22 protein-coding genes and 1 riboswitch are annotated in these 20480 nt (G+C 36.2%); of the genes, 12 read left to right on the top strand and 10 right to left on the bottom strand.

Annotated elements, in window-relative coordinates; all coding sequences use genetic code 11:
• The first annotated feature begins 282 nt into the window (after window positions 1-282).
• The 3 genes from SPD48_RS14835 to ytxJ all read left to right on the top strand — a co-directional run bounded on the left by SPD48_RS14835 (window position 283) and on the right by ytxJ (window position 1601).
• Window positions 283-486 (top strand): helix-turn-helix transcriptional regulator, encoded by a 204-nt coding sequence (locus SPD48_RS14835; RefSeq protein WP_336258915.1) that lies wholly within the window; start codon window positions 283-285, stop codon window positions 484-486.
• Window positions 487-1164: a DUF3169 family protein gene (locus SPD48_RS14830; RefSeq protein WP_336258914.1), complete on the top strand. Its 678-nt coding sequence runs from the start codon at window positions 487-489 to the stop codon at window positions 1162-1164.
• A 92-nt stretch (window positions 1165-1256) separates the two neighbouring features.
• Window positions 1257-1601 carry a bacillithiol system redox-active protein YtxJ gene (ytxJ, locus tag SPD48_RS14825; protein WP_336258913.1) on the top strand — a complete coding sequence of 115 codons (345 nt, stop codon included), beginning with the start codon at window positions 1257-1259 and terminating at the stop codon, window positions 1599-1601.
• Between the two features lie 53 nt (window positions 1602-1654).
• On the opposite strand, the gene SPD48_RS14820 is transcribed toward ytxJ, so the two are convergent.
• The 3 genes from SPD48_RS14820 to SPD48_RS14810 all read right to left on the bottom strand — a co-directional run bounded on the left by SPD48_RS14820 (window position 1655) and on the right by SPD48_RS14810 (window position 4174).
• Entirely contained in the window at window positions 1655-2047 is a 393-nt protein-coding gene (locus SPD48_RS14820) for a hypothetical protein (protein WP_336258912.1), read from the bottom strand.
• A 70-nt stretch (window positions 2048-2117) separates the two neighbouring features.
• A complete protein-coding gene (locus SPD48_RS14815; RefSeq protein ID WP_336258911.1) occupies window positions 2118-3503 on the bottom strand; it encodes a sensor histidine kinase in 1386 nt (461 codons plus the stop codon).
• Window positions 3500-4174, bottom strand: a complete 675-nt coding sequence (locus SPD48_RS14810) for a response regulator transcription factor (protein ID WP_336259036.1) — start codon at window positions 4172-4174, stop codon at window positions 3500-3502. The genes SPD48_RS14815 and SPD48_RS14810 overlap by 4 nt, the downstream gene beginning before the upstream one ends.
• A gap of 86 nt (window positions 4175-4260) precedes the next feature.
• On the opposite strand from SPD48_RS14810, the gene SPD48_RS14805 reads away from it, so the two are divergent.
• The 7 genes from SPD48_RS14805 (at window position 4261) to deoC (ending at window position 12659) form a co-directional block, all read left to right on the top strand.
• A complete protein-coding gene (locus SPD48_RS14805; protein WP_336258910.1) occupies window positions 4261-5001 on the top strand; it encodes a MerR family transcriptional regulator in 741 nt (246 codons plus the stop codon).
• A 361-nt stretch (window positions 5002-5362) separates the two neighbouring features.
• Entirely contained in the window at window positions 5363-7093 is a 1731-nt protein-coding gene (locus SPD48_RS14800; RefSeq protein ID WP_336258909.1) for an ABC transporter ATP-binding protein, read from the top strand.
• Between the two features lie 355 nt (window positions 7094-7448).
• Entirely contained in the window at window positions 7449-8735 is a 1287-nt protein-coding gene (locus SPD48_RS14795; protein ID WP_336258908.1) for an efflux RND transporter periplasmic adaptor subunit, read from the top strand.
• Entirely contained in the window at window positions 8719-9399 is a 681-nt protein-coding gene (locus SPD48_RS14790; protein ID WP_336258907.1) for an ABC transporter ATP-binding protein, read from the top strand. Before SPD48_RS14795 ends, SPD48_RS14790 begins: the two co-directional genes overlap by 17 nt.
• Window positions 9396-10598 carry an ABC transporter permease gene (locus SPD48_RS14785; RefSeq protein ID WP_336258906.1) on the top strand — a complete coding sequence of 401 codons (1203 nt, stop codon included), beginning with the start codon at window positions 9396-9398 and terminating at the stop codon, window positions 10596-10598. Before SPD48_RS14790 ends, SPD48_RS14785 begins: the two co-directional genes overlap by 4 nt.
• Window positions 10599-10799: 201 nt before the next feature.
• Complete coding sequence (locus SPD48_RS14780; protein ID WP_336258905.1) at window positions 10800-11960, top strand: GNAT family N-acetyltransferase; 1161 nt, start codon at window positions 10800-10802, stop codon at window positions 11958-11960.
• A 24-nt stretch (window positions 11961-11984) separates the two neighbouring features.
• Window positions 11985-12659, top strand: coding sequence for a deoxyribose-phosphate aldolase (deoC, locus tag SPD48_RS14775; RefSeq protein ID WP_336258904.1), 675 nt, complete (start codon window positions 11985-11987; stop codon window positions 12657-12659).
• A 106-nt stretch (window positions 12660-12765) separates the two neighbouring features.
• Here the strand turns inward: deoC and thiE are convergent, their stop codons facing one another.
• The 4 genes from thiE to thiW are packed head-to-tail and all read right to left on the bottom strand — an operon-like array spanning window position 12766 to window position 15451.
• Window positions 12766-13377 (bottom strand): thiamine phosphate synthase, encoded by a 612-nt coding sequence (gene thiE / locus SPD48_RS14770; RefSeq protein ID WP_336258903.1) that lies wholly within the window; start codon window positions 13375-13377, stop codon window positions 12766-12768.
• Window positions 13378-13389: 12 nt separating this feature from the next.
• On the bottom strand, window positions 13390-14136 hold the full coding sequence (gene thiM / locus SPD48_RS14765; RefSeq protein WP_336258902.1) for a hydroxyethylthiazole kinase: 747 nt from the start codon (window positions 14134-14136) through the stop codon (window positions 13390-13392).
• Window positions 14136-14939, bottom strand: a complete 804-nt coding sequence (gene thiD, locus SPD48_RS14760) for a bifunctional hydroxymethylpyrimidine kinase/phosphomethylpyrimidine kinase (protein WP_336258901.1) — start codon at window positions 14937-14939, stop codon at window positions 14136-14138. Before thiD ends, thiM begins: the two co-directional genes overlap by 1 nt.
• Window positions 14940-14944: 5 nt before the next feature.
• Complete coding sequence (thiW, locus tag SPD48_RS14755) at window positions 14945-15451, bottom strand: energy coupling factor transporter S component ThiW (RefSeq protein ID WP_336258900.1); 507 nt, start codon at window positions 15449-15451, stop codon at window positions 14945-14947.
• Window positions 15452-15542: 91 nt separating this feature from the next.
• A riboswitch (TPP riboswitch) is annotated at window positions 15543-15654 on the bottom strand.
• Between the two features lie 247 nt (window positions 15655-15901).
• Here thiW and SPD48_RS14750 point away from each other — a divergent pair.
• Complete coding sequence (locus tag SPD48_RS14750) at window positions 15902-17032, top strand: amidohydrolase (protein WP_336258899.1); 1131 nt, start codon at window positions 15902-15904, stop codon at window positions 17030-17032.
• 217 nt (window positions 17033-17249) lie between these two features.
• Here the strand turns inward: SPD48_RS14750 and SPD48_RS14745 are convergent, their stop codons facing one another.
• Complete coding sequence (locus SPD48_RS14745; protein ID WP_336258898.1) at window positions 17250-17732, bottom strand: GNAT family N-acetyltransferase; 483 nt, start codon at window positions 17730-17732, stop codon at window positions 17250-17252.
• Window positions 17733-17861: 129 nt separating this feature from the next.
• Here SPD48_RS14745 and SPD48_RS14740 point away from each other — a divergent pair, with 129 nt between their 5' ends.
• Complete coding sequence (locus tag SPD48_RS14740) at window positions 17862-18791, top strand: bile acid:sodium symporter family protein (protein ID WP_336258897.1); 930 nt, start codon at window positions 17862-17864, stop codon at window positions 18789-18791.
• A 148-nt stretch (window positions 18792-18939) separates the two neighbouring features.
• Here SPD48_RS14740 and SPD48_RS14735 read toward each other — a convergent pair whose 3' ends face one another.
• Window positions 18940-19602 (bottom strand): 3-oxoacid CoA-transferase subunit B, encoded by a 663-nt coding sequence (locus SPD48_RS14735; protein WP_336258896.1) that lies wholly within the window; start codon window positions 19600-19602, stop codon window positions 18940-18942.
• Between the two features lie 24 nt (window positions 19603-19626).
• On the bottom strand, window positions 19627-20322 hold the full coding sequence (locus SPD48_RS14730; protein WP_336258895.1) for a CoA transferase subunit A: 696 nt from the start codon (window positions 20320-20322) through the stop codon (window positions 19627-19629).
• Between the last annotated feature and the right edge of the window lie 158 nt (window positions 20323-20480).

Below are 20480 nucleotides of genomic sequence, written 5' to 3'. Positions count from 1 at the left end.
GCAAACGTTTCATTTTAAGCACTTAATCACTTGTTAAAATCACTAAATCATGTGTTTAGTCTCTCTCCGGATTATATTTTAATCCTGAATATATCGGTCAATTTTCCAGATCATATTCATTTAATTTGATCCCAATGAATAGATATCAGTCCTGTAAAAATTCAGTCCTAGTAGAGTTGCAATAATGCAACTCTTTTTTTGACCAATATTATTATGTTTTTGACAAATATATTTGTCAAAATGAAAAATAACCGTTACAATACTTTCTAGAGGTGATGAATGATGAAGAGTCGTCTTAAAGAGTTACGTGCGCGAGAAGGTTTGAATCAAACGCAACTTGCTAAATTAGCGAAAGTATCAAGGCAGACGATTAGTTTAATTGAACGTGAAGAGTTTGTCCCTTCCTTACTGATTGCAGTTCGGATTTCACGTATTTTCAATGAGCCGATTGAAAACATATTTTTCTTTGAGGAGGATGAGTTATAAATGAAACTTTTTAAACAATTGATTATAGGTGCTTTAGTTGGCTTTTTTGGAGCATTACTATTTCTAAATATACCAATATTCGATTTAATAAAATATGCAGATGGAATTGTTATTGGGCTGTATAGTATTGTTGTTATCTTATGGATATGGGGATTTATCTTGCATCTCCAAATAAAAAAGCTTAATAATACGGACCTTCAAGGAGACGAAGAGGATGAGATAGACGCTCTGAAGTATCGCAAATTCAGCGACTATTCTTTATTTATCCAGTCAAATTCGATTATTTCATTATTAGCTTTATGTATTGTGTTAATCACAACTATGAATATGACCTTAATTATTATCGGGATTGTATTCTCGGTCATTAGTTATTTATTAATGGCAACAATGGTTAGTTTAATGCAAATCGTCCATCCGGAAAGAAATATCCCTAATATTTCTGATCCAGATTATGAAAAAAAACTGCTTGATTCGGCGGATGAGGGTGAAAAACACGTGATGTTGCATGGACTGTATAAATCATATAATCTATTAAATCTCGTAATAATTTTCTCAATGGTAGGAGCGACAATTTATTCAATCGCCTCAGGTAACTCTCAAGCATTTTCAATTACCCTTATGGGATTAGTCCTACTTATCGTACATGGTAGGTATATGTTTTCGATTAGGAATAAATAATAAACAGGATTGCAAATCTGAATATTTGTTTCAAACTAGATTTATCTTTAAAATAGAGGCAAATGGACAAAACATCATAAGGAGGACTGAATATGGCTGAATTAAAAGAACTTTTAGAGATAGAAGACTTAAATGAGGTATGGGAAACATCACGAGAGAAACCAGTTTTACTTTTTAAACAGAGTACAACATGTCCAATCAGTGCTGAAGCATTCGCAGAGTTTCAACGCTTTTTAGAGGATAATAATGAAGATATTGGAGCGTTTTATGTAAAAGTAAGAGAAACACGTCCTGTATCAGATCAGATTGCAGAACACTTGGGGATACGACATCAGTCGCCACAAGCTTTCGTTGTTAAAAACAAAGAAGCAGTTTGGAATGCTTCACATACGAAAATAACAGAAGATAGTATTAAAGAAGCGTTACAAAACGCTTAAATAAAAACGAAAAGTAGAGAACATTGGCTTTCTCTACTTTTTTAATTCAAGGATTATTTCTTCTCTTCGGCTGAAAAGGTAACGAGTAAAAATAAAAAGAAGCTTAAAAGTAAAATGACTCCTCCGCCAATATAAATGGGCAAAATAAGTGCTTTTGAGTCTCCGAAAGGTTGTAAATACTGCATCCACAATCCAATAGACAAACCAGCCGCACCGATAATCCCAGTCCATCCTTGTAGAGCCATTAATTTTGTTGCTTTAACACGAAATGCTTTATAATAAATTCCCCATGCGAATAAAGATAACCAACCGACTACTAATATGTGAGCATGTACTGGACGAAACGCAAGTGAACCTGCTCCAGCCATATGTGACCCTAATATTGCACCAACTAGTCCAAAAATTGCTGCAAAACGAATAAGTCGCTTACTCCAAACATCATGCATATTTTACTCCTCCTGTTTAAGTTCTATCTCTATTGTATATTTCGAAGATGAACGGAATATGAACAGAAGATTACATTTCAATTGGCAAACGTATCGTAAAGGTTGTTCCTATTCCTAGTTTGCTGTCAATATTAATTGTTCCATTGTGTAATTCAACGACTTGCTGGACAATGGCTAAACCTAGTCCTGTTCCTTCGATACCAGAATGTCTTGCTTCATCTACACGGTAGAAACGATTGAATATAAGTGGAATATTTTCTGACTTAATTCCAATTCCGGTATCTTTGATTACAATAATAACGTTAGACTCTTCTTGAAAAACAGTTACTTTAATTGTACCTCCAAAAGAACTGTACTTTAACGCGTTAGATAGAATGTTTTCCCAAACTTTTTCTAAGTAAGCCGCATTTCCATGGATAGAAATAGGGGAAATTTCTGCCGTTAAGGATATTCCTTTATCCTCCATTAACCAGCGATACCTTGTTAACACTTCTTTTAATTGTTGATCAAGATGAACTTCCTTCATCTTAAGCGGTTCGGATAAAGAGTCCAATGAGGTCAACACAAGTAATTGCTTCGTTAATTCAGATAATCGTTCTGTTTCGGAAGTAATAATCTCCGTATATGTTTTTCGATCTGCTTTGGTAGTTTGCTCATCACGAATAAGAGCTGCATATCCCTTAATATTTTGTAAAGGAGTTTGGAAATCATGGGAAACATCATTAATAAATTGTTTTCTCATCTCGTCCGACTCACGCAGCTGGTCAGCCATTTTTTGAAAGCTGGTTGCGAGTTCTCCAATTTCGTCTCCACGATTGGTCGGTAGAGTGAAGGAAAACTGTTCCGCTCCTACTTTTTTCGTTGCCTCAGTTAATACAGAAATAGGTTGAATTAGTTTTCGTGCCACAAAAAGCATTGCTATCAAACTGATTATTGCCATTCCTACTGAAAGTCCAGCAAGGAGTATATGCACTTCCGAAAAGAGCATTTTTATATCTGGTCGAAGAAAGAGGGCATATGTTTTTCCTTTGTACGTAAATGGGGTGCCCACTGTATTGGCAGATTCATCGGAGAAATAACCAGTTACAAATGTTTCTTTAGGAAGGTCACGCATGCCATGATATTGCTTCCCGCTTAAAACATCGTAAACCGTTTCAACAGGTAAATTATCTAAGCGAAAATCATTTCCAAACAACATTTTATTCGCTTCTTCATCAAATAAAATTAATTTATACCCGACATCTGATTGAGTGGATAAAAACTCTTCTAAATCTACATCATCGTTTTGGGAATGGATAAAGTCAGCAATATTTTCCACGATAGTCATATTTTTTTCATCATTCTGGGCACGCATATGTTGATGATAATACGTATTAACAATTAGATAGGCGATTAAAGCACTAGAGATCATAATTCCAATCGTGAAAAATAGGAACTTTCCGTATAAAGATTTCATGCAGAAGTCACCTCAAGTTTATATCCAACCCCTCGTACCGTTGAGATTTTTATCTCGGAAAAAGATATATTGCGAAATTTTTCTCTTAATCGTTTAATATGAACATTTAATGTTTGGTCATCTCCTTCGTAATCAAATCCCCAAACTCGTTCAATTAAATATTCTCTAGTTAATACATGATTAACACGGGAGGCAAGTACGGATAATAATTCAAACTCTTTTAATGGCAAGAATAAAGTTTTATTATCAATCTCTACTTCATAGCTTTGACGATTAATTTTCATGGAACCAACTCGAATAATCGGCTCAAGAGACTTATCGTATCGCCTTAAAATTGCCTGAATTCTATATAACAGCTCTTTTGGTTCAAAAGGTTTTACGACATAATCATCTGAACCAGCGAGAAACCCTTTTTCTTTGTCTTCGAGTTCTCCTTTAGCTGTAAGAAGGAGAACAGGAATATCCATTTCGCTTAATTTTTTTGTTAACGTAAAACCGTCCATTTGCGGCATCATTACGTCAACAACAGCTAAGTCAGGTAATTCATTTTCACTAATTGCGAGTGCTTCAATTCCATTGTTCGCTTTTAAAACTTTATACCCAGAACGGGTAAGATGAATACTGACAAGGTTTAAAATGCTTTCATCATCATCTACTGCTAAAATTTTTATCAATTTATTCATCCTTTCTACCTTTTTACATTGACTATCACGTAACGTTATCCTTTATAGTATTAATTAGAGGAGGGAAATAAGAAGTGAAAGTGAAAGAAGTTGCGAATTTAGCAGGAATTAGCGTAAGGACACTTCATTATTATGATGAAATAGGACTGCTTACTCCCAGTGAAATAAATGAGTCTGGTTATCGTATTTATTCTGAACGAAATTTGGAACAGTTGCAACAAATTTTGTTTTTTAGACAATTAGGAATGCCTTTAAAAGAAATTAAAGTAATTATTGGAAGTCCTACGTTTAATCAGTTGGAAGCCTTAGAGATGCACCGAGAAATTCTAATAGAAAAACGGGAAAACATAAACAGTCTTATTCAAACAATCGATAAGACGATTCAATATAAAAAAGGAGAGATTGAGATGAGCATGGAAGAGAAGTTTTCAGGGTTTAATTTTGATGAAAATAAATATGAAGATGAGGCAAGAGAGAGATGGGGAGACACAGCAGTTGTTGAAGCAAATGCGAAGAAAGATCGCTGGACTAAAGGGGAGAAACAAATGATGGAAAAGGAATTGGAAGATACTTTTAAACGGTTAGCAAAAATTCGTCATCTTGCACCTGATTCAGAAGAGGCGCAGGAAGCAATAGAACAATGGTGGAAGTACTTAAATAAAATTGGATCATATTCCTTGGATGCGTTTAAAGGTTTGGGGGAAATGTATGTAGCTGATAACCGGTTTACGAATAATATTGATCAATTCGGAGAAGGATTGGCAACATTCATGTGTGAGGCAATGCGAATATTTGCTGAACAACATAAAAGCTGAGCAGAATATCTGTTCAGCTTTTACTATTTTCGAATAGTGAATAAAAGGACTGTTTAATTATTAATGTAATTATCGCATCTTGACAGCAATCTCCTTTAAATGGTAATGTCATTTTATACGATTAATCATCATAATGTTATAATGAATAAAATTAAATGAAATCGGTACCAAAAAAATTATCTCTATTGGTAATTTTTATTCAGACGATTTACTATAGTCACTTACTTCCATAATTTCACTCTATAACATTTATATAGTTTTACTTTGCAAAAATGTTATACAAGTATAGATCAAAAGCAATTAAATTCATTATCTATTATCTGTGAGTAATGAGAATAATTATAAGGGGATTGGTTTTAAGATGAAGGGTGTTCAATCGGAATTATTGGCCTACGTAAAAAAGAAATGGCTCATATATGTATTGCTTATGATTAGTTTATTTGCCGGAATATTTCTAGATTTAGCTTTGCCATGGTTTATGATGAATATTACAGATTCAGCTTTGATTGGTAATATCGGCCAGTTTCGTTTTGTATTAATTATCGGAGTTGTATTGTTAGGGCTAACATTTATTCAAAATTATTATGATGTATTAGTTAAGAACTATATTTCTTCATACATAAGAAACGATTTACGTGTTCGATTATTTAATCAACATTTAAAGTTACCGATATCCTACTTCAATAAAATCAAATCCGGAGAAATTTCCTCAAAAATAATTAATGATGTCAATGTAGTGGGTGACTTAATGGGTAGTACATTTATTAGTCTATTACAGGGCCCATTAGTTGCTTTAGCTGCATTTATCTTCCTATTGAAAATTCAATGGCAATTAGCCCTAGTATGTGGGCTGATCGGTCCGTTAATTATTCTTATTGGAAAAGTTTTTGGTTCATCCATGCGAAAGGTATCAGGTAAATTACAAGAGCAAGTTGCTCACAGTCAGAGTTATGTTCAAGAAACGGTAAAAAATATCCCTTTTGTGCGGACATATTTACTTGGTCGTACTGTAGCTGAGAAGTTCCAAGGGTTAACTAAGGGGATTTTTCATTATGATATACAAAAAGGGAAAGCACAAGCCGCTATGCAAGGTTCTTCACAGGCAATTGGATTTCTTACTTTTTTGATTGCTTTTGGATTAGGATCTTATTACGTATTAATAGGTGACATTACAGTAGGCGCTCTATTAGCTTTTATACAATTATTAAATCATGTAGTTTGGCCGTTTTCCGGGTTAGCGCAGGTTTGGGGATTAACCCAGGAATCATTGTCTGCTTGTGATCGGATATTCCGTGTATTTAAGGAAAAAAGACAATTCGATACATTTCCACAAAAACATGAGGTGGGAAGAGAGAGAAGTAACATATCAATGAAAAATGTAAGCTTCTCTTACAACGAGGAAAACAAGAAAGTCCTATCTGATATTAACTTAGAAGTGGAAGAGAACCAATTTGTCGCTATTTTAGGACACAACGGGTCTGGAAAATCGACTATTTTCAAGCTTTTATTAGGGTTCTTTCCTTATTTAGGTTCGATTGAGATTAACGATAAAGAAATTAGTAAGATGACCTATACAGAATTGATGAGTTACTTTTCCTTTGTTAGCCAAGATCAGTATTTATTTTCAGGTACAGTTTTAGAAAATATAAGATATGGAAATTTAGATGCTAAAGAATCGGATATAATCACGTTATTAGAAGAATTAAAATTATATGATCTCATCAATCATTTGCCAAATGGATTGGCGACAGAAGTAGGTGAGGGTGGAGCTAATTTATCTGGAGGACAACGGCAAAAAATATCGATTGCTAGGGCGGTATTGCGTAATGCTCCTATCTTTCTTTTAGATGAAGCAACCTCTGCATTAGATTATCAATCAGAAGAACAGATTCAAGAGGTATTACTAAAATTCAAGCATGAACGAACTACCTTAGTCATTGCTCATAAGGCTTCTACCATTAGAAATGCAGATAATATTGTGGTTTTAGACAAAGGTGAGATAGTGGCTATAGGTACACATGATGAATTAATAAATAACAATACATATTATCATAATCTATATAAAGAATATGAACTTGTGAATGAAGGATAAAGGTGAAAGAGAAAGAGATAAAAATATGACCAAAATTACCTGAATAAATTCAATGAAGATCAACAGAAATGGGGACTATCGTCATTAATGCTGTCATGATGTAAGTCCTCTTAAAAAAAGTTGATTTTTGAAGGTCTTTTTCATGCTTTTTACATCTCTCTTAACTGTTAGTTCTAATTTTTTTGCATAGGACTAAAAATGCTGTTTAGCCGTACTGATTTCACTCAGGGTAAATCTGTGCTTGCTTTTCCAAGTTTTGCATTCTATAATTAGAAACAGGTGTATTAAACGAATAACACAGATTTATTTAACTATAGTGTATTAAGTTGTTGATACAGCATTAGGGGGAGAAAAAATGAAGAAAAAGACAAAGATATTAATAGGCGCAGGGATTCTTACGCTTATTGTTGTAATGGCTGTTATTTATGCGTTTAAAGGGAGAGTAAGTACGGTAGATCAGATGGATCCTGATGAAATGGAAGTTCTTGTTCAGAAAGTAACAGAAGAGAAAATGGAAGAGACGATACTAGTAACGGGTAAAATAGTCGCTGACAACGAACAAAAAGTGTATGGAGAACCTGAAAATGGAGAAATAAAAGAATTTAAAGTAAAAGAAAATGATAACGTAAAAAAGGGCGACAGTCTATTCGTATATGATGGGACAGAGTTAGATAATGAGTTTAATGCGGCAGTACGCTCAAGAGATATGTTGCAAAATAATACGAAAGTAATTCAAAATCAATTAAACCAAATGGTAAAAGAAATAGAAGAGATGAAAAAGGCAAAAGAAAACGGGCAGAGTTCAGATGAAGAAGGAACCTTCATAACGGATGAAGATATTCGGGCACTTGAATTAGAAAAGAATCAGTTAGCACTTGAAATAGAAAATGCTAAAGCGGAAGTTTCAGGAGCGCAAGCGGAAATAAATCGGATTGATGAATTGAAAAAAGCGTTGACAGTAAAAAGTAAAATGGATGGAACCATTGTAAAGGTAAATAAAAATTTAGAAAGAACAGAAGAAGGAACAACAGAACCAATTGTACATATTGTTTCAAATGAACCATTTAAAGTGATTGGTACAATGAGTGAGTTTGATAGTGTCAAAATAAAATCTGGACAAGATGTAGTCATTCGCCCAAAAGTGTTTAAAGACCGAGAATGGAAAGGAATGGTAGAGTCGGTTTCTGAATTCCCAACCGATGAAGGGGGAGGGGAGATGGACATGTACGGTGGTGGTGATATGAATGTCACTATGTATCCGTTTAAAGTAGAAATTACCGACGATACAAAGGAATTAAGGCAAGGTTATCATGTTTCTTTAGAAGTAAGTATTGGAGGCGATGAGAAAAAACTGGTTGTCCCGCATTCAGCTCTTTTGGATGACATGATGATGGGTGAAGACGATGAAGACGCAGGTATGATGGATGATATGTTCATGGAAGAAGGGATGATGGAAGAAGCTCCGTTTGTTTATGTGCTTATTGACGGAGTGCTTGAAAGACGAGACGTAGAGACTGGTAATATGAACGATGAATTTATTGAAATTACTGATGGAGTAGAAGTAGGAGAGTTAGTTGTAATCACTCCAAGTTTTGAGATGTATGATGGAATGGAAGTGACCTCCTATGATGAAGTTGAGTAAGATTAATAAAACATATAAAACCGGAAAATTAGAGGTTCCCGTTTTGTACGATATTGATGTAGAAATAGAAGACGGAGAGTTCATTGCGATTATGGGGCCGTCCGGTTCGGGGAAGTCAACATTAATGAATATTATCGGTTTTTTAGATGCTCCTACTTCAGGGGACTATGAACTGAATGGTGATAAGATTAGTGCTTTCCATGAAAATCAATTAGCAGCTTTACGAAATAAACATATTGGGTTCGTGTTCCAGCAATTTTTCCTTTTGCCACGTTTAAATGCGGTGAAAAATGTAGAAACACCACTGATTTATGCCGATATTGCAAAAAATGAACGTACTATAAGAGCGACCGAAATGTTAGAGAAAGTCGGACTTGGGGATCGGGCTCGCCATTTGCCGAATGAATTATCAGGAGGGCAAAAACAACGAGTGTGTATTGCAAGAGCTTTAGTAAACGATCCGGAAATTATTTTAGCGGACGAACCAACCGGTGCGCTGGATTCAAAGACAGGTCAGCAAATAATGGAGTTATTCACTCAATTAAATAAAGAAGGTAAAACCGTAATTATCGTTACACACGAGGAGGAAATTGCAGCTTATGCAGATCGAATCATTATGCTTCGTGATGGTGTTATTACCGAAGATCGGAGGCTGCAGGCATGAATATAGTAGAAAGTTTTAAAATTGCATTATCTTCCATTTGGAATCATAAAATTCGTTCCATTTTAACGATGTTAGGAATTATAATTGGTGTCTGTGCAGTTATTATTATTGTTGCAATTGGTACTGGTGCCCAAAATCAGTTGACGGATGAATTATTTGGAGCAGATAAAAACATTATTGAATTATATTATGAGCCGTTTCCTTCTGAAGATGGCGGAGAAATGATGTGGATAGAACCAGAAATAACATCTCAAGACTTGGCAGAAATTCAAGGTGTGCCAGGGGTTCAAGTTGCGATGGGAATCAATCATGGCTGGGGAAATTTGATTCATAATGAGAAACAAATAGAAATTGAAATCGTTGGCGTGGGCAGAGACTATTTTTACGGAAAAAATATACAAATGTTAGAAGGTCGTCCTTTCACGGAACAAGATAATGACAATATGAATCGTGTGATTATGATTGATGATTATACACGTGATAAATTATTTAAAGAAGATGAAGAAGTAATTGGAGAAATCGTTGAAATTGATGGAAATCCTTACAAGTTAGTAGGTGTCTACAAATCTACTATTCCGGAAGAGTATCGTTGGGACAACGGAGAAGGTTTAATGCCACGTACATTAAATGGAATGATGTTTGGAGCTGCGGAAATTCAACAGATTCAGATTCTTGGAGCCAGTGCAGAAACATTATCAGAAACAGCAGAAATGGCTGCAGCAAAACTAACGGAAATAAAAAATTTAGAAGACGGTATGTATACGTATTGGGATATGAGTGAGTATGAAGAAGAATTTCAGACGTTTTATCTGACCATTACGTTATTTATTGGTAGTATTGCTGGGATCTCTCTGTTAGTCGGCGGAATTGGCGTGATGAATATTATGCTCGTTTCGGTTACGGAACGTACGAGAGAGATTGGATTACGAAAAGCAATCGGTGCAACAAGAGGTAGGATACTCTCGCAATTTTTAATCGAAGCAATGACGATTACATTGCTCGGTGGATTAATTGGAATCGGAATTGCAATGTTGGTTACTATGATAGCTTCGCAGTTTTTACCTTTTACAGCAGTTGTAAGTCCAATCGTCGTGATGATCGGTGCCGGGTTCTCGGCATTAATTGGAATCGTGTTTGGAATCTTACCGGCAAATAAAGCATCAAAATTAAGTCCGATAGATGCACTTAGACATGAGTAATAGACGATTGTTAGTTATAATTTTTCTCTAAAAAAATAAAATAATGTAAGCATATTTCGGAGGGCACGGGAGATTTCTCGTGCTTTTTAATTAGGGAATTAATTACTAGATTGTATTAGAAAGGTAATTAGTTCACTTAATAGCATTGACGATAATGTTATCTTTCACTAGAATGAAACTAACTAAAGAAGGAGGTAACAGATGGAGGGTATAAAAAAGTTATCTAAAGAAAACTTTGAACAAATTATATCTCTTTCGCAATTTGCCTTTCAATATACATTGAGTGATGAACAACGTATGGTTAAAAAAGAGGAAACCGAGCGTCACTCGATTTTAGGGTATATGGTAGATGGGGCATTAGCGGGGAAACTGCATATTATCCCACTTGACGTGTATATCAATGGGACAGTCTACCAAATGGGAGGGATTGCTTCTGTCGCGACATGGCCAGAATTTCGCAGGCAGGGAATAGCAAAAAAGTTATTGTTACAAGCCTTAAAAGAAATGAAGCAAGCTGGACAAACGATTTCTATCTTAGATCCTTTTCATGTTGGGTTTTATAGAAAGTATGGATGGGAATTATCATTTATGAATCAACGTTATACAATCCCAATTGGAAAATTAAAAGAGGATTGGAATGGAAATGGCTATATAAGAAGAACAGATGATATCTCGTTACTTGATTCAATCTACAAGAAATATGCAAAACAGTATAATGGCATGCTAAAACGAAATGAAAAATGGTGGGAACAGCGCGTACTTTCAGATGAAGTGGCACAGATTAGAGTGGCTTATCACGAGACAGGTCATCCAGAGGGATATATCATCTATAAAGTGAGAGATGAAGTATTTACTGTGATAGAAATGGCTTATACATCGTTAAATGGGATGTATTTGCTTTATGAATTTATTGGAAATCATGATTCCATGGCTAAAGAAGTGAAAATGATCGTTCCTGAAAATGATTTATTGCCTTATAAATTAAAAGATCCATTTTTTAAACAAGAGAAAGAAACTTTTGCTATGGCTCGGATTGTCGATGTTTATAATTTTTTAAAAGATTACCCATTTACGGAGGCAGAAGGTTCTGTTCACATTTTGATTGAAGATGAATCTTTTCCTGAAAATAGTGCCGGCTATCACATTCAGACACAGTCTGGAAAAACAGTAGTAACGAAAGTAAAAGGCTTGAGGAATGGAGATATCAACTGTACGATACAGCAATTCACATCGATTTGTTTTGGATTCAAACGCCCACAAGAGTTATTTGCACACCATTTAGTTGATGGGAAGGTCTCGGCAATAGAACAATTAGAGAAAATGATTCCTCAAAAACAAACATTTCTAACCGACTTTTTTTAATAGATGAAAGAAAGGGAGACATAAATGGTAGAAAAACGTATAGCAAGTATGATTGATCATACACTTTTAAAACCGGAGGCGACAAAAGAGGACATCGTAAAACTTTGCGAAGAAGCAAAACAATATGAGTTTGCAACGGTATGCGTTAATCCTTCATGGGTTCGAATTGCATGTAAAGAGTTGACGGGATCAAATGTAGGAATTACGACAGTAATCGGCTTCCCGCTTGGAGCGACAAGTACTTTTACTAAAGTTGCTGAAACGAGAGATGCGATTGCATCGGGGGCGACAGAAGTAGACATGGTGATCCAAATAGGTGCACTGAAGTCTGGTGATGACCAAGCCGTTTTAGATGATATGAAGCAAGTCGTCTGGGCGGCAAATAAGGAAGCAGTAGTAAAAGTTATTATCGAGACAGGCTTTTTAACAGATGAAGAAAAAGAACGCGCATGTCTGTTAGCCAAAAAAGCAGGTGTTGATTTTGTAAAAACGTCTACTGGTTTTGGTCCAGGTCAAGCGACAGTTGAAGATATTCGATTAATGCGAACGACAGTTGGACCGGAGATGGGAGTAAAAGCATCTGGTGGGGTCCGTGATCAAGAAACAGCAGAGGCGATGATTGTTGCCGGAGCAAATCGGATTGGAGCAAGTGCTGGAATTACGATTGTAACTGGTGGTAAAGGTAACAGCGACTACTAATTTAATTAAAGATGAAAAATAAAAAATCCGTTTCATTATTGTAAGTATAAGGGAAGCTTAGCGCTATTTCCTGACACCTACAGTAAAACGGATTTTTTCACTTGCACTATAAAGCTTGAACAGTTTGAGAAATATTGTCGGATTTCGTAATGACAGAAATGACAGAAACTCCATCAGCTCCCGCTTCAATTACTTGACGAGCATTCGACGTGTCAATTCCCCCGATTCCGACAATCGGAAGATCTGGGTAATTGTTTCTAATATACGTAATCCATTCAAGTCCTACTGCTGCCTTTGCATCATCTTTTGTTTTTGTTGCATAAACGGGTCCGGCGCCAACATAATCGACAAGATGGAGAGGGCTATTCTCTAGCTCTTTTACATTCGAAACAGAAAGACCGAGAAGGAGATCGGGGAATTCTTTACGAATTTCATCTATCTTTCTATCATCTTGTCCAACATGAATTCCGTCTACACTAAGGAGAGGTGCAAGTTCTACATCATCGTTAATAAAAAACGGGATGTTCGCTTTAAGGCAAAGCTCTCTTAACCTTTTTCCAAGTTCTATTTTTGCCTGGCCGTACAAGGAACCTTCACCTTTTTCCCGGAACTGAAAAGCAGTGATCCCAGCATCAATTGCTTCCTGTAAAATTTGTTCTGGATCGCGCGTACAGTTTTGACTGCCCATAATAAAGTATTTTCGTAAATAATTTTCCATCTTTTTTACTCCTTATTGACCTAGTTCATCAATGAAAGCAGGAAGGAATGTACCTGTTCCAAATACGTCTTTTCTTTTCGCTGCTTTTTCCGATGCACTTCCGTAAAAACGAATTGCTTCATAAGCGGCATCAACTGAATCATTGTCTGTTGTTAGGCATGCAGTTAAAATGGACCCGAGCAGACAGCCTGCTCCAGTAATCCTTGTTAAAAACTCATGTCCTGTTTCGTTCGTCATCACAATATCATGTTTACAAATGACATCCATCTTACCAGTGACAACTGCAAGCGTATCATATTTTTCAGAAACTAGTCGCGCAATTTCTTCGAGTTGGGTACTATCATCATCAATCGATTCTACGCCCTTTGTTTTCCACTCTACTCCCACAAGGTTTGCCATTTCACCGGCATTTCCTTTAATTGCCGTAAAAGAAACTTCTTTTAATAAGGACTCTATCGATGCTATTCTGAACTCCGATGCGGCTACTCCAACAGGATCAAGTACGACAGGAATATTTCTTTCATTTGCTGTCTTTCCAGCAAGAATCATTGCTTCTAGTTCTGGCTTTACAATTGTACCGATATTAATTAGTACCCCGCTCGCAATGCTCGCCATATCCTTCGCTTCCGCTTGTTCTTTCGCCATAATTGGGGACCCACCAAAAGCAAGTAACCCGTTTGCCGTAAAATTCATCACGACTTGATTAGTTAAATGATGGATTAAAGGTTGGTTCTTTCTGACTTGGCTAATAATATCCATTAGTTGGAACAATCCTTTCTAACTGCAAAATGATTTGTCGGGCCATTTCCTTTTCCAAGTTCAAACGAATGCTTTATAGCTTCCGTGACAAAATGTTTACTTTTCTCTACCGCTTCAACGAGTGGGAGACCGTGACTTAAATATGCTGTAATCGCAGCAGAGTACGTACAGCCTGTCCCATGTGTATTTTTCGTATTAATTCTTTTCGCTTTAAACGTGTACATATTTTTACCGTCATATAAATAATCGATTGCATCCCCAACAAGATGTCCACCTTTTACTAATGCGGCTTCCGCCCCATATTCATGAACAATCTTCTTCGCAGCAGCTTCCATTTTATCAACGGTATCAATAGTATCCCCAGTTAAAAATTCAGCTTCCGGTAAATTAGGGGTGATAACTTTACATAATGGCAACAAATGATCACGTAAATAATCACGGGCATCTTCGCTGATTAAAGCATCTCCACTTGTTGCTACCATGACAGGGTCAATAACAAATGGAATATTTTTATCAGCAATTTTTGACTTAATTATATCCATCATATCAATATTAGCGATCATGCCTGTTTTAAATGCATGCACAGGCATATCTGAAAAAACTGAATCCAGTTGTTCTTCAATCATTTCTAACGGAATATGGTGAATACGTTGAACACCTGTTGTATTTTGTGCTACTACTGAAGTAATGATAGACATACCGTAACTTTGTAACTCCTGAAATGTTTTTAAATCTGCTTGAATTCCTGCCCCGCCTGTTGGGTCAGTACCTGCAATTGTCAGAGAACAAGCAACTTCTTTCATAGATATCAGTCTCCTTTTATGTTCGTTTTTAATTGAATGAATTTTTCATTTTTTACACGCGAAACAATAAATAGAGCAATCCCAGCTCCAGTAATACTGCTTATAAGAAATGGCGGAACAAAAAAGAAAGCTCCGAATGACGTTCCCATTATAATTTTTGCAAATGGAACGGAAAATAATGCGCCGATGATTCCAGTACCGATTACTTCTCCAAATGCTGCGAAATATTTTTTGCCAAAACGTTTGTACAAATAGCCGGCTAAAAAAGCACCGATCATCCCACCTGGAAAGGCGAGTAGTGATCCTAAGCCGAGCATATTTCGAAGCAATCCGATCATAAATGCAATGAGAACAGCGGGTCCCGGACCAAGCATTACTGCTGCAAGCACATTTACAGCATGCTGTACAGGATACGCTTTTGCAATTCCAGCCGGAAACCAGATTAGTTGAGAACCTAGTGTACCAATAGCTACAAATAATGCCATTAACGTAAGTAAAAGCGTCCGATTCATAAATTTCCTCCTTTAGAAAATGAGCGGATAACTAGTTTAAGAACATAAAAAAACCAGATTCTAATTGAACCTGGTGACATAGTTAAATTAACTAATAATTTAACTACTTCCCTCCGCTAGTATGAACTAGATCAGGTTCACAAGAGTTGGAAATGTTTGCATTTCCTCTCAGCCCACATAATTGGGCACCCCTAGTAGTCTACGCTTAAGAATATCTTAAGACACTCTTATTATAGCAAAGGTGTTTTTAAATGTCATGTTTGCCTGATACATTGTATAATCGCTAAAAAAATGGAGCTATATTCATATAGATTTGCATCAAACAAATTTACTTATTGATTACATTTAAAAGTAGTTAAGTTTAAATTAGCTCGTATTCTAGTATTTTTCATTTACATAGAAATTCCAAATGGTAAAATAAATGTAAACCGATTGAAAGGGGACATATCAATGTACATAGTTAAAAATGCTAAGTTGTATACAGGTACAGGAGATTTTTTTGCGGAAGGGTCCTTTTTAGTAGAAGATGGGAAGTTTTCCAAATTAAATATAAAGGAACAAATTGATTGTGAAATAATTGATTTGCAGGGTATGTTTGTTACGCCCGGATTAATTGATGTTCATACACATCTTGGAGTTTTTGAAGATGGGGTGGGGCAAGACGGGCATGATTTTAACGAAGTCAGTTCTCCAGTTACTCCACATGTACGAGCAATTGATGGGATAAATCCAAATGATAAAGCATTTATGGATGCAAGAAAAGGAGGGGTGACAACCGTTCAAATAATGCCAGGGAGTGCAAATGTCATTGGCGGAGAGATGCTCGTCGTAAAAACATACGGAGATATTGTAGATAAAATGGCGATTCGTACATTGTCAGGATTAAAGGCAGCTACAGGAGAGAATCCAAGACGCGTTTACGGTACGAAAGGAAAAATGCCTACGACAAGAATGGGAGTTGCAGCTTTATTACGGAAAAAGCTTGTCGAAGGACAAAACTATGTAAAAAAACTGTCTGAAGGAAAGGGAGAACGGGATTTAGAATTGGAAGTCCTCGGTAAAGTACTGAATCGAGAAATTCCACTCCGGGTACACGCTCACCGATCAGAAGATATTGCGACAGTTTTAAGAATCAAGAAAGAATTTGATTTGGATATCACAATTGAACATTGTACAGAAGGACATTTAATTGCAGATTATCTTGCCGAGCATGATGTATCTGTATCCATTGGACCAACGATGTCATCAAGATCTAAACTTGAATTATCCAATATGGGTTGGCATACATTACCTACACTCGCCTATGCCGGGGTACCAGTGTCTATTACGACGGATCATCCAGTAGTTCCTATTGAGTACTTAATGACAAGTGCGATTCATGCTGTGAAAGAAGGCTTTACGGAGGAACAGGCTCTTCAAGCAATTACAATCAATGCAGCAAAACATTTAGGAGTAGAGGATCGAGTTGGTTCCATTGAAGAAGGGAAAGATGCCGATTTCGTTGTTTGGAATGGAGACCCGTTTGATTTACGTACAGAAATTGTTTCTACATATATAAATGGGAAACTTGTTTTTGAATAAAAATTGAAAGTTCTCCGAAAATGTTTACGTCTTATTGAAGATGCTGGGACAAAAGTAGTTGGACTAAAACGAACTGTAATTGAAAAAACTTCTATAAAGAGTTAAATACAGGTCAGCGCACAAATATTTGTTCATTTATATTCGTCTTTAGTGAAAATTCCTTAGTGATCCCAGTCTCTTTTCATTCGTAACAGACATAGTTTAGTAGATTTAGGCCTTAAATGGTTAATTTTAAACAGACTGTCTTAAGTAGATGACCGTCAAACTCCTCCTCATGTTCAGAAACAAACTCAAATCCTTTTGCATGATAAAAATTCATTCCTTTTTCATTTTCTTTCTCTACATTAACAATTAGCTTTTTCACACCGTCCATTTTAATACCTTTGGCAAGAAGGGATGTACCGATACCTTTTCCTTGATAGGCTGGATTTAGATAAATAGCACCCAGTTCAATTTTTCCATCCTTTTGAACAGGAGAAAAATTTGCGAAACCGACTATTTTTTCATCTACCTCTGCAACGAATAGATGTGAATGTTTCAAACGATTAAACATTGATTCATTACTATATGCGGAGTTTAAAAAGCGATTTTGAACATCAATTGGGATTAAATCTTCATATGTATCATGCCAACTAATCTTGGCAACCTCCTGTACCGAAGCTATATCTTCTTTTTGCATCTGGCGTATCGAAACGTCCATAAAACACTTGCCTCCCCATGTTTTATTCATAGTATACCATAAAGTGGAAAATAGGGAGGGGTCAAAATTGGAATTTATTAAAAATTACAAAACTGTGTTACTATATGAGAAATAAGGGAGGGAGTATTTATGAGAATACTAGAGAGAATAAGTAGCTTTGCGGGGAATACATTTGCTATTTGGGTGATCTTGTTTGCTGTTTTTGCATTTATTATCCCTGAAGGATTTACATGGATAGCTCCACATATTTCATTATTACTTGGAATTATTATGTTTGGTATGGGACTGACACTATCATTAGATGATTTTAAAGGAATTGTAAAAGCACCAAAAAGTGTTTTAATCGGTGTACTTGCTCAGTATACAATTATGCCGTTATTGGCATTTGGTTTGGCAACTGTATTTCAGCTGCCGGCAGAAGTCGCAATCGGAGTAATATTAGTTGGCTGTTGTCCGGGAGGAACCGCTTCAAACGTCATGACTTTTTTAGCAAAAGGAAATACTGCGTTATCCGTTACGGTAACAGCTTTTTCCACTATATTAGCACCAATTTTGACACCTGCTCTAACCCTATTATTTGCAAGTAAATGGTTACCAGTATCGGCGGGCGATATGTTTTTAACTATCGTTCAGGTTGTGTTAGTTCCGATTGTGTTAGGGATTGTTGTACGAGTGTTATTTAAAAAACAAGTAGAAAAAAGTACAGGAGTATTGCCGCTCGTGTCTGTTATCGGAATTGTTGCCGTAGCTTCTGCTGTTGTAGCAGTAAATAAAGATGCAATTGCAACTACAGGATTGCTAATATTTTCTGTCGTTATGCTACATAATGTGCTAGGCCTTTTAATCGGATATCTTCTTGCTAAAGTGATAAGACTGGATTTTCGCGATCAAAAAGCTATTTCAATTGAAGTTGGAATGCAAAATTCCGGGTTAGGAGCAACTTTAGCACTTGCCCATTTCGCCCCAATAGCAGCTGTGCCAAGCGCGTTATTTAGTGTATGGCATAATATATCAGGTCCGTTGCTTGCAACGTGGTGGGGAAAACGAAGTGAAAGGTAGGAATATCTACTAATAAGAGTTCCATTAAAAAAAACGTCAGCTTTTAGTGACATGAACGAACCGAATTGTCTACCGACAAGATAGGGGAGATTCGGTTCGCTCACAAAAAGTTGAACAGACTTATTTAAATGGATGGAGCTGGTTCCGATTAAAATGCATTTTCAAGCAGTTCATTACTAACTGTTAGTTCAGCACCTGTTGATTCGATTACTTCATCAACAGTAAACCCATCAGCAACTTCTAACAAGACGAGGCCATTCTCTGTGACTTCAATAACCGCACGCTCAGAAATAATCTTATTCACTACACCTTTTCCGGTCAGTGGCAATGTACACTTTTTTAAAACTTTCGGTTGGCCATCACGGGTCACATGATCCATGATGACAATAATTTGTTGGGCACCATGAACAAGGTCCATTGCTCCACCCATTCCTTTGATCATTTTTCCAGGAATCATCCAATTAGCTAAATCACCTGATTCAGACACTTCCATTCCACCAAGAATGGCAAGATTAATATGGCCGCCACGAATCATAGCAAACGATTCCGCATTATCAAAAAACGCTGCTCCATCAATGGTAGTAACAGTCTCTTTACCTGCATTAATTAAGTCTGCATCAACCTCATCCTCCTGTGGATAAGGACCGATTCCTAATAATCCATTTTCGGATTGTAAAACAACATGTTTATTTTCAGAAATATAATTCGCTACTAATGTAGGCATGCCTATACCTAGATTTACGTAGTATCCATCTTTTATTTCTTTTTCCGCTCTGCGCGCAATTTTTTCACGGATTGCAGCTCTACTCATTTTTACCACTCCTTTATTATTTGATTAATTTGAGGATGCGACCGTTAACCGCTCAATTCGCTTTTCCTGATTTCCTTGTATTATTCGCTGTACGTAAATGCTCGGAGTATGGATGAAGTTAGGATTAAGTTCTCCTACTTCTACGATTTCCTCTACTTCTGCAATGGTAACTTTTCCAGCAGCTGCAATAATTGGATTAAAGTTTCTTGCAGTTTTGTTATAAATCAGATTCCCCATTTTATCGCCTTTCCATGCCCGAACGAAACTGAAATCTGCTGTTAATGCTTCTTCTAAAACATATTCTTTTCCATTAAATGTTCTCGTTTCTTTTCCTTCTGCAATTGGTGTACCAACCCCGGCAGGTGTATAAAACGCTGGTATCCCAGCACCTCCTGCTCGAATTTTTTCTGCTAATGTCCCTTGTGGTGTTAACTCGACTTCGACAATACCTTCAATAACTTGTCGTTCAAATTCTTTATTTTCTCCTACATAAGAGCCGATCATTTTTTTAATTTGTTTGTTTTTTAATAATAGGCCTAAACCGAAATCATCGATTCCACAGTTATTTGAAATAACTGTTAAGTCTTTAACGCCGCTATCTACCAATGCAAGAATTGAATTTTCAGGAATTCCACATAAACCGAAACCGCCGACCATGATGGTTGAACCATCCTTTATATCACTAATTACTTCCTCAAAGGATGTGTATACTTGTTTCATTTGTTTACCTCCTTATAATATGTAAATAAAAAACTCAATACCGCTTTCAAATGTACCATTTATAACATCGAATGGCAGTGAATGAAGAAAATATTTCACCCTTTTGTATAAGTATAGCAAAATTTAGTATGTAATCCCATGAAGATTTGTTCTCAATT

Origin of the sequence: Pseudogracilibacillus sp. SE30717A (genome assembly GCF_037071985.1) — a bacterium.
Classification (GTDB): domain Bacteria; phylum Bacillota; class Bacilli; order Bacillales; family Amphibacillaceae; genus Pseudogracilibacillus.
This window is presented reverse-complemented; position numbering and strand designations above follow the sequence as displayed.